This window comes from Microbacterium sp. 8M, from assembly GCF_902506375.1.
In the GTDB taxonomy this organism is placed as follows: domain Bacteria; phylum Actinomycetota; class Actinomycetes; order Actinomycetales; family Microbacteriaceae; genus Microbacterium.
Map to the genome: position 1 here is coordinate 1,258,892 of NZ_LR733284.1, position 14,634 is coordinate 1,273,525.

The 14,634-nt window shown below is 71.8% G+C and carries 12 protein-coding genes and 1 tRNA gene; 8 read left to right on the plus strand and 5 right to left on the minus strand.

Going from position 1 to position 14,634, the window contains the following annotated elements; translation table 11 throughout:
* Positions 1 to 624 (plus strand): GNAT family N-acetyltransferase, encoded by a 624-nt coding sequence (locus AERO9AM_RS05990; RefSeq protein ID WP_159577395.1) that lies wholly within the window; start codon positions 1 to 3, stop codon positions 622 to 624.
* Between the two features lie 33 nt (positions 625 to 657).
* Here AERO9AM_RS05990 and AERO9AM_RS05995 read toward each other — a convergent pair whose 3' ends face one another.
* The gene (locus AERO9AM_RS05995; RefSeq protein ID WP_159575325.1) at positions 658 to 2,052 is read right to left on the minus strand and encodes an MFS transporter; all 1,395 of its coding nucleotides are present in this window, start codon (positions 2,050 to 2,052) and stop codon (positions 658 to 660) included.
* 232 nt (positions 2,053 to 2,284) lie between these two features.
* Here AERO9AM_RS05995 and AERO9AM_RS06000 point away from each other — a divergent pair, with 232 nt between their 5' ends.
* The 6 genes from AERO9AM_RS06000 to AERO9AM_RS06025 all read left to right on the plus strand — a co-directional run bounded on the left by AERO9AM_RS06000 (position 2,285) and on the right by AERO9AM_RS06025 (position 5,533).
* Positions 2,285 to 3,163, plus strand: a complete 879-nt coding sequence (locus AERO9AM_RS06000) for a hypothetical protein (RefSeq protein ID WP_159575326.1) — start codon at positions 2,285 to 2,287, stop codon at positions 3,161 to 3,163.
* An 85-nt stretch (positions 3,164 to 3,248) separates the two neighbouring features.
* Positions 3,249 to 3,321, plus strand: a tRNA-Ala gene (locus AERO9AM_RS06005).
* A 102-nt stretch (positions 3,322 to 3,423) separates the two neighbouring features.
* The gene (locus AERO9AM_RS06010) at positions 3,424 to 3,981 is read left to right on the plus strand and encodes a dihydrofolate reductase family protein (protein WP_159575327.1); all 558 of its coding nucleotides are present in this window, start codon (positions 3,424 to 3,426) and stop codon (positions 3,979 to 3,981) included.
* A gap of 156 nt (positions 3,982 to 4,137) precedes the next feature.
* The gene (locus tag AERO9AM_RS06015; protein WP_159575328.1) at positions 4,138 to 4,500 is read left to right on the plus strand and encodes a YidH family protein; all 363 of its coding nucleotides are present in this window, start codon (positions 4,138 to 4,140) and stop codon (positions 4,498 to 4,500) included.
* Complete coding sequence (locus tag AERO9AM_RS06020) at positions 4,497 to 4,838, plus strand: DUF202 domain-containing protein (RefSeq protein ID WP_159575329.1); 342 nt, start codon at positions 4,497 to 4,499, stop codon at positions 4,836 to 4,838. Before AERO9AM_RS06015 ends, AERO9AM_RS06020 begins: the two co-directional genes overlap by 4 nt.
* A gap of 20 nt (positions 4,839 to 4,858) precedes the next feature.
* Positions 4,859 to 5,533 carry a histidine phosphatase family protein gene (locus tag AERO9AM_RS06025; RefSeq protein WP_159575330.1) on the plus strand — a complete coding sequence of 225 codons (675 nt, stop codon included), beginning with the start codon at positions 4,859 to 4,861 and terminating at the stop codon, positions 5,531 to 5,533.
* A gap of 64 nt (positions 5,534 to 5,597) precedes the next feature.
* Here the strand turns inward: AERO9AM_RS06025 and AERO9AM_RS06030 are convergent, their stop codons facing one another.
* From AERO9AM_RS06030 to AERO9AM_RS06040, 3 genes are all read right to left on the minus strand, one after another.
* Positions 5,598 to 6,122: an FHA domain-containing protein gene (locus AERO9AM_RS06030; RefSeq protein ID WP_201298592.1), complete on the minus strand. Its 525-nt coding sequence runs from the start codon at positions 6,120 to 6,122 to the stop codon at positions 5,598 to 5,600.
* Positions 6,123 to 6,257: 135 nt separating this feature from the next.
* A complete protein-coding gene (locus AERO9AM_RS06035; RefSeq protein ID WP_159575331.1) occupies positions 6,258 to 8,258 on the minus strand; it encodes a primary-amine oxidase in 2,001 nt (666 codons plus the stop codon).
* Between the two features lie 273 nt (positions 8,259 to 8,531).
* A complete protein-coding gene (locus AERO9AM_RS06040; RefSeq protein ID WP_236602506.1) occupies positions 8,532 to 11,063 on the minus strand; it encodes a glycosyltransferase in 2,532 nt (843 codons plus the stop codon).
* 295 nt (positions 11,064 to 11,358) lie between these two features.
* Here AERO9AM_RS06040 and AERO9AM_RS06045 point away from each other — a divergent pair, with 295 nt between their 5' ends.
* A complete protein-coding gene (locus AERO9AM_RS06045) occupies positions 11,359 to 12,954 on the plus strand; it encodes a glycosyltransferase family 39 protein (RefSeq protein WP_159575332.1) in 1,596 nt (531 codons plus the stop codon).
* Between the two features lie 29 nt (positions 12,955 to 12,983).
* Here the strand turns inward: AERO9AM_RS06045 and AERO9AM_RS06050 are convergent, their stop codons facing one another.
* Complete coding sequence (locus AERO9AM_RS06050) at positions 12,984 to 14,621, minus strand: amidohydrolase (protein WP_159575333.1); 1,638 nt, start codon at positions 14,619 to 14,621, stop codon at positions 12,984 to 12,986.
* Positions 14,622 to 14,634: the final 13 nt, after the last annotated feature.

Consider the following 14,634-nt stretch of genomic DNA (forward strand, 5'->3'; position numbering starts at 1 on the left):
ATGCGGCACGGCCCGGTGGAGCTGCGGCTCATCCGGCCCAAGGATGCCCGCGCGCTGCAGCACGAGCTCGTCACCAACCGGCGCTGGCTGCAGCCCTGGGAGGCGACGCTGCCCGGGATCCAGACGGGCATCGACATGCGGGTGAGCATCCGCCGGCTGCTGCAGCAGTACCGCGACGGCACGGGATACCCGTTCGTCATGGAGTACGACGGCGAGATCGCGGGGCAGCTGAACATCTGGGGCGTGATGAGGGGCTCGCTGTGCTCGGCGACCATCGGCTACTGGGTGAGCGAGCGCTTCGCCGGTCACGGGATCACCCCGGCCGCGGTGGCGATGGCGACCGATCTCGCCTTCACCGACCTGGGCCTGCACCGCATCGAGATCTGCCTGCGCCCGGAGAACCACCCGAGCCTGCGCGTCGTGCAGAAGCTGGGCTTCCGCTACGAGGGCCTGCGCCGGCGGTTCATCCACATCGACGGCGACTGGCGCGATCACCTCGCGTTCTCGCTCGTGCGCGAGGACGTGCCGGGCGGGGTCCTCAGCCGCTGGGCAGAGGGTCGGGTCCCCGCCGACTGGGCCGCCGTGCCGCCGACCGACCTGCCCCGCAGCGACCTGCCGCTCTGACCCGCGGCGTCCCCGCAGCGGCTCGACCGGACCTCAGGATCCCGATCGAGCGGGGCCGGATCCGGCGCCCTCATCCGGCACCGGAGCGGGACGGCGGATGCCGATCCACGCGACGATCCCGCCGAGCGCGAACAGCGCCGCGGTGACCCAGGTCGCGCTGTGGAAGCCGGCGAGGTTCAGCGTGCCGCCCACGATCGTGGAGAGCATCGCGACGACGAGCAGCCCCGCCACGCGGGCGACCGCGTTGTTGACCGCCGAGGCGATCCCGGATCGGGCCTCCTCGATGGAGCCGAGGATGGCGGAGGTGAGCGGCGCGACGGTCAGGGACAGGCCCACGCCGAGCACGATCATCGCCGGCAGCACCTGCCACCAGTAGTCGAAGTGCTCCGAGACGAGCAGGAGCAGCAGCGCGCCGCCGGCCATCATCAGCGGACCGGCCGTCATGAACAGCCGCGGCCCGAGACGCCCGGACAGGCGCCCCGCGCGGGAGCTGAGCAGGATCATCAGGATCGTGACGGGCAGGCTGGCCAGCCCTGCCTCGGTGGCCTTCAGGCCTGCCCCCTGCTGCAGGTAGACGCCGACCACGAACCCGTTCAACGACAGCGCCGCGTAGACGAACAGCGTGGACAGGTTGCCCCAGCCGAAGTTGCGCACCAGGAACAGCGACAGCGGCATGAGCGGGTGCGGCCGGCGCTGACGCAGCAGGAACAGCGCCAGCAGCGCGGCGCCGCCGATGGCGGTCACGAGGATCGCCGGGGAGCCCCAGCCCTGGTGCGGCTGCTCGATGAGCGCGTACACCACGCCGCCGAGGCCGAGTGCGCAGAGGGCGCCGCTGAGCCAGTCCACCTGCGCGGTGCGCCCGGCGTCGGGAAGGTGCAGGCGGGAGAGCAGCACCAGGGTGACGCCGATCGGCAGCACGTTGATGACGAAGACGAAGCGCCACGACAGCAGGTCCACGAACAGGCCGCCGAGGAGAGGGCCGACGAGCTGGGCCGCGGTCGTGAACGCCGTCCACACGCCGATCGCCCTGGACTGCACCTCACCGCGCATCACGGCGGTGATCAGCGCCAGCGAGCTCGGCACGAGCAGGGCGCCCGCGGCTCCCTGCGCCGCCCTCGCGATGATCAGCACGAGGGGCGTGGGAGCGGCGGCGACGGCGACCGAGGCGATGCCGAACGCGATGAGGCCGATCCGCATCACCAGCACCCGCCCGTAGGCGTCGGAGACGGATCCGGCCAGCAGGATCAGCGCGCTCAGGGTGATCAGGTAGGCGTCGACCGTCCACTGCTGGGTGGTGATGCCGCCGCCGAGTTCGCGGCTGATGGCCGGCAGCGCGACCGTGACGACGGTGCCGTCGAGGAACGTCACGAAGGAGGCGAGCACGGCGACGGCGATGACGAGCCGCTGCACGGGGGTGAACGAGGCCACGAGCCGACCCTACCCGTCGGCGCGGACAGAGGGGCCGGGTGAGGCGGATCCCGCAGACGACATCCCGCTTCGGGGGTGACGCGTGCACGACGCCGCGACGTCTGCACGATCAGGTCGCGGATCCGGTCGTGCATGCGTCGCACAGTCGTGCAGGTGTCGTGTGCGCAGGTGAGCGCGTGCGCCTGCGCGTGTCGGCGGCGTCGGAAGCGGGTGCTCGCATACCGTGGAGGGCATGAACGGGCCGGTGCTGAGCGGAGGCGTGATCGTCTTGGTCGCGGCCCTGCTGTGGCTGCTCTACTTCCTGCCGTCGTGGCGGGGTCAGCACCAGTACGACGCCGCCGAGCGCAACGCGCTGCGGCTCAACCGCGCCCTGCGGGTGCTGGCCGAGACCAGCGAGGCGCCGCGCGAGGTGCAGCTCGAGCTGAACGCACGCACCGCCCTCGCGCAGCAGAGGCTCGCCAAGCGTCTGCAGGCCGAGCGCGAGCAGGCCGAACTGCAGCGCCTGCGCGAGCAGCTCGCGGCGACGCGCGCCGACCCGGCGTTCCGCCGTGCCAGGGCCCGCCGCCGCACCCGCCTGACGGCCACCGTGCTGCTCGTCCTCGCGCTCGGCGCCGTCGGCCTCGGAGTGTGGCAGCTGGTCGAAGGCGGAACCTCGATCCTGCTGTGGGCCGGCGGAGCCGTCGCCGTTCTCGCACTGGGCATGCTGCAGCGGATGACCGCCGTCGCACGCCGCGCCGCTCGCCGCGCTGCGCGGGCCGCCGCGGCACCCGCGGTCGCCGCGCCCGTGCGCGAGGAGGCGGAGCTGCACGATCAGGGGCCGCGCACCTGGACCCCGCGCAGCCTTCCCGAGCCGCTCGTCTCCGTCAACGGCACCAGGGCGCACGCCGCCCGTGCCACGATCGACGCCCAGGCGCTCGCCCGCGAGGCTGCGCGCGCCGCGGAGCTGCAGCGTCGCGTGGAGGAGCTCGCGCCGCCCGCGCCGGTCGAGCTGCCGACTCCCGTCGAAGAGCACCCGGCGCAGGAGTCGCCGTACGCCCGGATGGGGTACGTCGACGATGCCGAGATCGAGGCGCACGTCCGCCGGCTGCTCGCCCGGCGCGCCGCGGGCTGAGCCGCCTCGACACGCCCGGGCGTGTGCCTGGGCGGCTGCCGGCTCGGACCCCTCGGCTTCGGCATGATAGGCTGAACGAGTTCACGGGCCCATGGCGCAGTTGGTAGCGCGCCTCGTTCGCATCGAGGAGGTCAGGGGTTCAAATCCCCTTGGGTCCACCGGAACCGGAAGCCCCGAGCATCAGCTCGGGGCTTCCGTCGTCTCGACCCCCGGCGGAGTAGCGTGGCGGTACGACGACCTGTTCGAGGGGGAACGACGAGATGCGGACGCTTCGCTACTCGATCAACGTGACGCTCGACGGCTGCTGCCACCACGAGGCGGGGATCATGCCGGACGAGGAGTCGATGCGCTTCTGGACGGCGGAGATGGACCGGGCGGATGCGCTGATCTTCGGATGGGTGACCTACCGGATGATGGAGTCGGCGTGGCGGCGGCCGCGCACCGGGAAGTGGCCCGAGGAGATGGCGCCGTGGGAGCGTCCCTTCGCGGAGAGCATCGACAGCGCGAGGAAGTACGTGGTGTCGCGCACGCTCGACGCGGTCGACTGGAACGCCGAGCTGCTGCGGGAGGATCCGGCCGAGGCGGTGCTGCGGCTCAAGCAGGAGCCGGGAGGGGCGCTGTGGGTCGGGGGAGTGTCGCTGCCCCTGGCGCTCGCCGAGCGCGGGCTGATCGACGAGTACCGATTCCTCGTGCAGCCCGTTTTGGCGGGCCACGGCCCGAGGCTGCTCGACGGGCTCCGCGAGCGGATCCGCCTGGAACTCGTCGACCGCCAGGAGTTTCGGTCGGGCGTCGTCGCGCTCCAGTATCGGCCCGCCTGAGCCGCCCCGCGGCGATGCGCGCAGGACGGAGACGTCCGCGGGCCTGGGAGGATGGATCCTGCGGGTGATGTCTGCGTTCCGGACGCAGCTCGAACGCTGCCCGGTCGCCCATGGCGTCGCCGGGTTCCGCACCGTCTCGCTCCGAACGGAGAACGCATGAGCACCAGCCGCTTCCCCCGGCGCGTCTACGACCGCGGCGAAGAGCCGGACGCCCGGTTCACGCTCGCGAACGAGCGCACCTTCCTGGCGTGGATCCGCACATCGCTCGCCCTGCTCGCCGGCGGCGTCGCCCTCGAGGCCCTCGGGCTGGGCATAGCCCCCGGATACCGGCACGCCGCGTCGATCCTGCTCATCGTGGCGGGGCTGCTGACGCCGGCGCAGGCGTGGTTCGGCTGGATGAGGACAGAGCGCGCGCTGCGGGAGTCGAGGCCCCTCGGCCCGCCGTGGCTGGCGATCCCCCTCGCGCTGGTCGTGGTGGCGACCGCGGTGCTCGTGCTGCTCGGGGTGCTGCTGGTATGAGCGGAGCGCCGGACCGGGTCTTCGATCACGGATTGCAGCCCGAGCGCACCGCCCTGGCGTGGCGGCGCACGGCGCTCGCGCTCGCCGGAGGGTCGGTGGTGATCATGCGGATCCTGCCCTCGGTGATCGGCGGCGCCGCGCTCGTGCTCGGCTTCGCCGGGCTCTGTCTGTCCCTGGTGGTGCTGGTGGGGTCCCATCGTCGCTACCGACGCCAGCATCGCGCCCTCACCTCGACGGAGCCAGGCGTGCTGCGCTCCGGCTGGCCGGTCGCCGCGCTCACCGCCGCGGCCCTGCTCCTCGGCGTGCTCTGCCTGCTGTTCGTGCTGCTCCGGGGCTGACGTCCTCCGGCGCGGGCCCTATGGCGTACGGTGACGGAGTGGACCTTCTCGACCCGTTGCCCGACCGCCCCGCCCCCGACAACCCGCAGGGAAAGCTCGTGCTCCTCCGGCACGGCGAGACCGAGTGGTCGCGCAGCGGCCGTCACACCGGGCTCACCGACGTCCCGCTCACGTCGCGCGGTGAGGAGCTGGCGCGTCTGGCCGGAGACCTCGTGACCGGCTACGACTTCCGCCTGGTGCTGTCGTCGCCCCTGCAGCGCGCCCGCCGCACGGCGGAGCTCGCGGGCCTCGAGGCCGAGGTCGATCCGCTGCTCGTGGAGTGGGACTACGGCGGCTATGAGGGCCGCACCACCAAGGAGATCCGCGCGGAGCTCGGCTACAACTGGAGCGCGTTCACGCACGGCGTGATCCGCGGGGAGACGCCGGGGGAGACCGTGGAGGAGGTCGCCGCGCGCGCCTCCCGCGTGCTCACCCGGGTGCTGCCGGCCATGGTCGACGGCGACGTCGCGCTCATCGCGCACGGGCACTATCTCCGGATCCTCACCGCCGTCTTCCTGCGCCAGGCGCCGCGCTTCGGAGCGGCGATCACGCTCGACGCCGGATCGGTCTCGGTGCTCGGCTTCTCGCGCGAGCAACCGGCGATCCTGGCGTGGAACCACGGACCGCAGCTGCCGCTGCAGCCGTCCGAGTCCTGAGCGCACCCGAACCCTGCGCGGTCCCGGCACGCCTGGGCCGTCGCCCAGAGTCGGCGTCGGGATCCTAGTCGGCGACGGTCGGCTCGCCGTCCTGCTCGATCAGCGGCGGCGACGTCGGCGTGGGCATCGCACCGAGGTGGCCCTCGGCCCGGTAGTCCGGACGCGGCGGCTGGCGGCGCTGATGCGCGCCCTCGCCGCCGAGACGGCCGCCGAACGGGCGTCCGTGGTCGGCGAACTCGTCGCGCACGAATACGAACCGCCAGTCGCCGGCGGTGAACCGGGCACCGGTGTGCAGGGTCTCGACGGCGCGGCCCTCCTCCTCGGCGGCCTTGGCGATGTTCGCGCTGGTCTGCCCCGGACCGAGCATCTCCAGATCGTAGTCGTCGCCTGCGTCGTGCCGGATGACGGCGTGCACCGCGGCGAGCCCTGCGAGACGGATCTGGCATTCCGCGCCGGATCCGATCCGCGTCTCGTCCTCGGTGATCTCGTGCACCAGGCGATCATCGTCGGATGTGATCAGCAGGCGGGGGTGCCCCGCGCCCCATTCGGCGTGCGTCGTGGTGCCCCGCGGCTGCTCCTGCGTCTTCATGAGCGCACCTCCTTCACGGAGGCCGGGCGGCGCGGGTCGCTGCTCCAGGACGGTCAGCCGTGCGTCGCCCTGGTCTCTCGCATACCGCGATGGTAACCCCGCCCGGACCAGCCGGCGCCGGTTCTCACGAAGCCGTCAGCCGTGGTGGTCGTGCTGGTGGCCCTCGTCGTGCGGGTGCGCACCGTGGTCGTGCCCGTCGTGCCCGTGTCCGCCGTGACCCGGCGCGCAGGTCGCGGTCGAGGTGCGCGGGGCGTCCAGCGACGGGTTGCGGTCGAAGAAGCCGAACGGCTTGAGCCAGAACGAGATCGTGTCCGCCGGCATGATCGGCCAGTCCTCGGTGCGCGTGATGTGGTGGATCCCGAAGTTGTACCAGAGCACCACGTCCTGGTCGACGAGATCCTCATCGTCCGCGATCCAGGCGGTCATGCCGTTGTGCAGGTCGTCCACGGCCTGGGTGGGGTAGTCGCCCGCCGGCCAGAACTGGTCGTCGTGATGCCGGGTCACCCACAGCGTCTTCCCGATCACGGGGTTGCGCTTCAGGATCGGTGAGGACTCGTCGAACATCGCGGGGAACGACGCCGAGGGCACGAGCTTGTACGCCACGGGCGCGCCCCACGCGTTGAGCTTGTTCGGGTTCTGCACCTTCCAGCCGCGCTGGCGCTCCCAGTCGTAGCTGCGGCCGGCTTCGGCCTCCGAGCGGATCACCGTGGCCTGCGTGTGCAGGTCGAGCCCGAACGGGTTCGCCTCCGAGATCGGAGCCGGCATCGAGTCGGACTCGACGACGGTGTTGCCGTCGCCGTCGACGTCGAGGTCGAGCCGGGCGATGAGGAAGTGCTGGTGGAACGGCGCGTAGGTGCGGGTGTCGATCGTGGTGCCGGTGGCCTTGCCGGCTTCACCCTCGGCCATGGGCGTCGTCACCATGACGCCGGTCGCGCGCACCTCGCACTCGATGTTGCCGTCCTGGTAGAACCGCCAGTACACCAGGTACTCGTAGTTCGCCACGGTGGCGTGCACCGACACCACGAACCGGCGCTGACGCCGCACCTCCGTGCCGGCGTCGGGGTCGACGTGCTTCCACAGCACGGCGTTGTCCTCCTCGTGCAGGCAGATCGCGTTCGTGATCGTCCAGGGCTGGCCGGCGGTGTCCGGCAGCACGGCGTCGAGGTAGGTGATCTCGCCCAGGCAGTCGCAGCCGAGCTCGAGCGAGGTGCACATGTAGCCCAGCCCCCACTCGCCCACGTCGAACGCCGTGCGCCGGTAGTGGTCGAAGCTCGAGTCGCGGTAGGGCACGATCATCTCGGCGAACGACAGCCGATAGGCGACCTCGCGGCGGGTGCCCTGATCGTCGAAGCCGACCTGGTAGATCACAGGCCCCTCGCGATAGTTGAAGCCGAGGCGGAAGTCCCAGTTCTGCCAGCGGATCCGGGACCCTTCGACCGTGAACGAGACGCCCTCGGGCTGCACGATCTCGAGTGGCTTCAGGTCGGTCCTCGGGGTGATCCCGGTGAGCTCGGGAACGTACTCGCCGTGCACATCGGGGAAGCCGTAGTCATGGTGCTCCTCGATCTCGAGCACCTCCATCGTGTTCATGTCGACGATGATCTTGAGTCCGCTCACGGGGTGGGCGTACGGGTTGCCGTCGGGCGTCGCGCGCTTCCACAGGTCCACCCAGCCCAGGCGCCGGTCGCGCCACTTCTCGGGGATCACCGCACCGCCATAGGTCCATACGTCGAACAGCACGAGATCGACGTCGTGGATGCCGCGCGCGGCGAGCGCGGCACGGACCTCGGGGTTCTCCTTCATCGCGTGATCGCAGTCGTGGTACTCGTCGATCGTGAAGTTCGGGGTCACCCCAGGCACGTGCGTCCACGACTCGACGACGTCATCGGTGAGGTTCACGACCGCCTCGTACACCTCGTTCGTCTGCTTGCGCCACAGCACCGCGAGGGAGCGGCGCACGATCGGATCCCCTTCACGCCACGCTTTGACCTCTGCCTTGGGCGGCTCACGGAGGATGATCGAGGCGTACCGCCAGCCGGCGTCCACGCCGTGCTCCCCGGCGAGGGCGGCAGCGGTGGCGGAGAACTCGGCACCGGTGAGCGAGTCCAGAGGGTGCGAAGATGCAGGCTGCGACATGGGTCCCCGATCCGTCGGTTCTGGGGCGCGCATCCTCGCGCGCCCGGCGCTGTCGAGTCTGCCATCACGGCACCCGCCGCGCGAGAGGCGGATCCGGCCGGCGACGGTCACGGAGCCGACCTTTCGACGGCGCGGCGGCCCGGCCCTTCGACAGGCTCAGGGGCCGGCCCCTCGGCAGGGCTGGCGCTTCGACAGGCTCAGGGACCGGCCCCTCGGCAGGGCTGGCGCTTCGACAGGCTCAGGGACCGGCCCCTCGGCAGGCTCGGAGGCCGGTCAGTCCGCGAGCAGCGCCTCGAACTCGGCCTTCACCTCGGCGCGGTAGGCATCGACGTCCAGAGACGCCGGCAGCACCTCCCCGGCCAGGAACGCGGTCATGCCGGCGGCGAGGGCGTCGTCATCCTGCTCCACGATGCGGATCGCCCCGTCCGGGAGCGCGCCGTACACGGATCCGAACGAGGTGGACACGATCGGGAGGCCGCAGATCGCCGCCTCGATGAGGACCATCGGCTGACCCTCGTACAGGCTGGACAGCACGAAGCAGTCCGACGCGGCCAGCAGCGCGTAGGGGTTCTGCTGGGCTCCGGTGAGGAAGGCGACGTCGGCGAGACCGGCGTCGTCGATCTGCTGCTGCAGGTCGCCGCGCAGCGGTCCGCCGCCGACGATGAGGAGTCGGGTCTCCGGGTGCGCCGCGTGCACCTGCTGGAACGCGCGGATCAGACGCGCATGGTTCTTCTCGGGGCTCAGCCGTCCCACGGTGACGAACCAGCGCAGCGCGCCCTCATCGGCCTGGAGCGCCTCGTACCACGCGGGCCTCGGCGGGATCTCCTCGTCGGCGGCCTCGTGCTGGGCGTCCGATTCGGCGAAGAACTCGCTGAGCGGCCGGTGCGCACCGCGCGTCACGTGCTCGACGTCGGGGAAGTTGCGCACCGTGCGGAAGCGATCGCCGGGCGCGTACTCGGCGAGTTCCACCCGGTTCAGCTCGGTCAGCTGGTGCGAGACCGAGACGAGCTGGTCGTACTGCGAGTACATCGCGAAGACGGCGCCGAGACCGCGCTTCATGCTCGCCTTGCCGTTCACCGTGCGCTCGCGGTCGGCGGCCATCTCGTTGTGCATCCAGATCGCGCGCACCGGATCCGGTCCGCCCTCGCGCACGGCGGGCGCGTGCAGCAGCAGGGCGGTCCACATCGGGCCGTAGCCGCTGAAGTCGGCCACCCAGTCGAAACGCGCCTGGCCGAACACGCGCATCCACTCCGCGTTCCAGAGGTTCTCGTGCCACGGCTCGCTGCCGGCCGTCCGCGGGGAGCCGCGCCAGTCGTCGATGCGGCGGCGCAGGTGCACGGCCTTGGATCCGTTCATGCCCCCGATGCGGAACACCTGCCGCACCTCGGAGGGGATGCGCGCCTGCACCAGGGGATCCGTGCTCCCGCGGCGCTTCGGCAGCAGGGCGGTCACGTCGTAGCGGCTGTGGTCGATGGCGCCGAGCAGGTTGAGCGCACTCGTGGTGATCCCGTTCGGCTTCATCCCGCCCAGGTACACGAGCAGGCGCTTGCGGCCGTCGTGCGCGGTCGGGCGGGCGCGGTATCCGTCCCGGGCGCCGCCGAACACGATGTCGACGACACGAGCGGTCGCCCCGCCGTCCTCGAACGGCGTGAACCGCTGCGCCCATGAGGCGTACTGCGGATGCGGCTCAGCGCCGTGCAGCAGCGCGGCGAGCGCGCGGCCGGTGGCGGCGGCGTCGGATTCCACCGGACCGGGCAGGGTGTCCAGGGGCATGTAGGTGCCGCGGCCGGACGAGTACAGGTCGGCGTCCGGAGTGAAGAACGCGATCGGGCGGCCGGTCGCGAGGTAGTCGAAGAAGATCGACGAGTAATCGGTGACGAGTCCGGCCGCCGCTCCCAGCAGCACGTTGGTGGGGATCGTGTTCGGAGCGAGCGAGCGCGCCAGCGCCGGTCGCGACGCCGCGCGCGCGTGCACGATCTGGTGCGTCTTCAGCACCACCACGTAGTCGTCGCCGACGCCCGCCTGCAGCTCGGCGAGATGCGCGGCGAGCTCGTCGATGTTGTCCTCGGGGTCGTCGAAGGAGCTGCCGCGCCAGGTCGGCGCGAACAGCACGATCGGCTTGTCGCCGAGCACGACGCCGCTGCCCTCCAGCTCGGCGCGCACGGCCGCCTCGGCGGCGGCGTCGAGGCGCTGTCGGTCGATGCGCGGGTAGCCCTCCTCGATGATCGTGCCGGGGTACACGTTGGTGAGCCGGTAGGCGTCCTCGTACATGGTCTCCGCCATGAACGGGTTCGCGGCCAGCAGGTAGTCCGACATCAGGAAGTTGCGCAGAGTGTTCGCCGACTGCACCGCACCCGATGGCATGTCGAAGCCCATGAGCTTCAGCGGCGTGCCGTGCCAGGTGTTCAGGTACACCTGCCCCTCGCGCTTGCCGAACCAGGTGGGGAAGGTGGCGTTGTTGATGAGCCAGCCGCTGACCGCGAGCGCCTGACGGTACGCGGCGGATCCGCGGCGCACGAACGAGACCCGTCGGTCGCCCGCGAACTCCCGACGGAACCGGGCGATCGCGTCGTCGTCTGCCAGCGCCCAGACGTGCGTCAGGTGCGCGTACGCCGGGTCGGCCAGCAGGTGGCGGAAGATCGCCTCGGGGTTGCACAGCATGCCGTTGCCGGCGAACGACTCGTAGAGCACCTGGTCCGGGCGCACGGGACGGGAGCGCCAGAATGCGATGCGCTCGGCCTCGGCGGCGCGCTTGAGACGGCGGGCGACGGAGCGGACACGACGCACGGAGGAGGAGAGGGGCACGGTTCCAGGATATTCGGCGACATCCGAGTGAACGCTCGGAGAACAGCCGCTGACCGGCGGATGACGCTCGGTGCCCCGGATCCGTCGCTCCGTGGTCCGGATCCCTCGCTCGATCGTGCCGGATCCGTCGTTCGGCCGCGTGGATCCGTCGTTCGGCGGCGTGGATCCGTCGTTCAGGTCGCGAAGTCTGCGCTTCCGGGGCGGACATGGCGCCGAAATCGCGACCTGAGCTGCGTGGAGGTCCCTGACAGCCGGTTCGGAGGAGTGCCCAAGGGCGGCCCGCTACCCTCGGGACGTGACCTCCTCCGCTGTCGGCACCGCCTCGGAGCGGTCCCTCTCCGCCCAGGCTTGGGCGACGGCGGACACACGGCGTCTGGGCCTGTGGGCGGGACTGCTCGGCCTTTTCGCGGTCGCCGCCAGCGCCACCGGATCCTGGATCCCCTCGCTCTGGGGCGACGAGGCCGCGAGCCTGATGTCGGCGACGCGCCCGCTGCCCTCGCTCTGGCACATGCTGAGCTACGTCGACGCGGTGCACGGGCTGTACTACCTCGGGCTGCACGCGTGGATCGACGTCTTCGGTCCGAGCCCGTTCTCGATCCGGTTCCCGTCGGCGCTCGCGATCGGCGTCTGCACCGCCGCCGTCGTGTGGCTGTGCGGGCGGTTCGAGGGGATCCGGTTCGCGGTCGTCGCGGGCGTCTTCACGGCGCTGGAGCCCCGGCTGATCTTCGCGGGCGAGGAGGCGCGGTCCTATGCGATCGGCGCCGCGCTCGCCGCCGTGCTGATCGTGATCCTCGTGGAGCTCGCCCGCCGGCCGGGGACGGCGATCGGCTGGTGGATCGGCTACGCCGCGGTGCTCACCGTCTCGATCTGGACGTTCCTGTACTTCGCGCTCATGGTGCCGGCGGTGCTCGTGGTCGTGCTGCTGTCCCCGGAGCTGCGCCGGCGGTGGCGGGCGTGGGCCGTCAGCACCGGCATCGCCCTCGTGCTCAGCGCGCCGCTGGCGTGGTTCGGGTTCCTGCAGCGCCGCCAGATCGCGTTCCTCGCGGTGCGGGAGTCGGTCACGGCCGAGGTCGTGCTGAAGAACATGTGGTTCCAGGAGTGGTGGTTCACCGCGCTCGCGTGGGCCCTCATCGTGGTCGCCGTGGTCGCGCTGGTGCGCGAGGTCGTGCGGATCCGGCGCACCGGCGGGCGGTTCGCCACGGCGATGCGGCTCGAGATCGTGGCACTGAGCTGGATGCTCGTGCCGATGGGGCTGCTGCTCGCCGTCACCCCGTTCATGGCGGTGTACACGGCGCGCTACGGCACGTTCTCGGCGCCGGCCGTCGCCATCGTGATGGCGCTCGGCGTGCGCGGTCTCGCTCGGATCGGCGGGGGATCGCGTGGGGCCGCGTCGTCGGGCGGTGCGCAGACGTCATGTCGGGGAGCCTGGCTCGCCGGGATCGCGATCGCCGCGGTCGTGATCGCCGCGGTGCCCGTCGCCGTGCTGCAGCGCACGCCCTACGCGAAGAACCAGTCCGACTGGAACGACATCTCGGCCTTCATCCGCGCGAACGCCGAGCCGGGCGACGGCATCGTGTTCGACGACGGGGCCCGCCCCTCGCAGCGCACCCGACTGGCGAAGGCGACGGATCCAGCGTCGTTCCGGGTCGTCACCGATCTGCTGCTGAAGACGCCGTACCAGCGGTCCTACACGTGGTACGACCAGACCTACGGGATCCCGCGGGCGGCGGGCATGGGACGCTTCGACGGCGTCGACCGGGTGTGGGTGGTCGAGCTGAGCTTCGAGGGCGTCGAGGACACCTGGGGCCTCAGCGATCTGCGTGCACTGGGCTATCGCGAGACCCGCCGCGTGGTCGGCGCCGGCAGCGTGATCCTGCTCTACGAGCGCTGAGCGGGCGCTCGCTCGACGACGTCGCGGACTCAGCCGGCCGTGACGAGCGCGTGCTCCCGGCCGCGGACGACCGTCGTGCGCACCCGGGCCGTGAGGAAGACCTCTGGGCCTTCCCGGAACGGATCCGCGTCGAGCACGACGAAGTCTGCGGACGCTCCGGGGCGCAGCACGCCCAGCTCGCCCTCCCAGCCGGACGCGTACGCGGCGTCGCGGGTGGCGCGGCGCACCGCGTCGGCGATCGCCATCGCATGGGCCGGGACGTTCGGCGGGAGCTCCGGATCGAACGCCGACCGCCGGGTGGTCGCGATGAACAGGTTCGGCAGCGGGTCGTAGGGCGCCGTCGGCGCGTCGGTGCCCAGCGCGAGCGTCGCACCCGCCTCGGCGAACTCGCCCCACGGGTAGCCGCGTTCGACGCGCTCGTCGCCGAGCATCGCGCGCCAGTTGTCCTGGATCGCCGGGTCGCAGTGCACGGGCTGCATCGAGGCGACGACGCCGAGGCGGGCCAGGCGCAGCGGCGTCGCGTGGTCCACGGTCTCCAGGTGCTCGATCCGGTGGCGGCGGTCTGCGCGCGGGCCGTTCGTCGCGACGGCGGCCTCGAGGGCGTCGAGTGCGAGCGCCGACGCCGCGTCGCCGATCGCGTGCATCGCGACCTGGAGACCCGCCGCGTCGGCGCGCGTGACCACGGCCGTCAGCGACGGCAGGTCCCAGAGCGCCTCGGGCTGGGAGCCGTCGGCGAAGGGTGCGCGCATCGCCGCGGTGCAGCTGTCGATCACGCCGTCGACGAAGAGCTTGATCCCCGCGATCCGCAGGCCGGGCCCGGAGTGCTCGCGGTGCAGGGCGATCGCCCGGTCGACCGCGGCGGCGTCGCCCTCGGCGGTCGCGGTGCGGTAGACGGCCCAGTGCGCGGCGACGTGCATCGGCAGCGTCCCGCCGTGCCTCTCCTGGACCGCGAGCATCGCGCGCAGGTCCGGCTCGGACAGCGCCATGTCGACCGCGGCGGTGACCCCGGCATCGAGATACGTGCGCATCGCCGCCTCGAACTGCGCCTCCCGCTCGGCGTCGCCCGTGAGCGCGTCCAGCCGCACGCGCAGGAAGGCGAACACCGCGTTCTCCAGCAGCATCCCGGTGGCGCGGCCCTCGGCGTCGCGCTGGATCGTGCCTCCGAGCGGATCCGGGGTCTCGTCGTCGATGCCCAGTTCCGCGAGGGCCGCCGAGTTCAGCCAGGCGGAGTGGTTGTCGTTCGCGTTCAGGTACACGGGGCGGTCGGCGACGACGGCGTCGATCATGTCGCGGTGCGGTGCGCGGCCACCGAGGCTGGAGAACAGCCAGCTGCGACCCAGGATGCGCGGTGCGTCGGGATCCGCCGCCGCGGCGGCGGCGATGCGCGACTGGATCTCGGCGAGATCGGGCGCGTCGTGCAGGTCCACCTGCTCGAGAGACTCGCCCAGCCCGATGAGATGGGTGTGCGCGTCGACGATCCCGGGCATCACCAGGGCGCCGTCGAGCTCGACCACGGCATCGACGGCGAAGGCGTCGGCGGCCGCCGTGTCACCGGCGAAGAGGACGCGGCCGTCCTCGACGATCAGCGACTGCGCCCACGGCTGCGTGTCCGACGTGAAGATCGCGCCTCCGCGATAGTGCCTGGTAGGGGTCTCGTTCGAGTTCATGCGCGGGGATCCT

Bases quoted from the DNA above. Each gene is read 5' to 3' on its own strand.
- AERO9AM_RS06015 (WP_159575328.1), top strand. From the start codon at position 4,138: ATGAGCACCAGCCGCTTCCCCCGGCGCGTCTACGACCGCGGCGAAGAG.
- AERO9AM_RS06030 (WP_201298592.1), bottom strand. From the start codon at position 6,122: ATGAAGACGCAGGAGCAGCCGCGGGGCACCACGACGCACGCCGAATGG.
- AERO9AM_RS06010 (WP_159575327.1), top strand. From the start codon at position 3,424: ATGCGGACGCTTCGCTACTCGATCAACGTGACGCTCGACGGCTGCTGC.
- AERO9AM_RS06035 (WP_159575331.1), bottom strand. From the start codon at position 8,258: ATGTCGCAGCCTGCATCTTCGCACCCTCTGGACTCGCTCACCGGTGCC.
- AERO9AM_RS06000 (WP_159575326.1), top strand. From the start codon at position 2,285: ATGAACGGGCCGGTGCTGAGCGGAGGCGTGATCGTCTTGGTCGCGGCC.
- AERO9AM_RS06020 (WP_159575329.1), top strand. From the start codon at position 4,497: ATGAGCGGAGCGCCGGACCGGGTCTTCGATCACGGATTGCAGCCCGAG.
- AERO9AM_RS06050 (WP_159575333.1), bottom strand. From the start codon at position 14,621: ATGAACTCGAACGAGACCCCTACCAGGCACTATCGCGGAGGCGCGATC.
- AERO9AM_RS06025 (WP_159575330.1), top strand. From the start codon at position 4,859: ATGGCGTACGGTGACGGAGTGGACCTTCTCGACCCGTTGCCCGACCGC.
- AERO9AM_RS05990 (WP_159577395.1), top strand. From the start codon at position 1: ATGCGGCACGGCCCGGTGGAGCTGCGGCTCATCCGGCCCAAGGATGCC.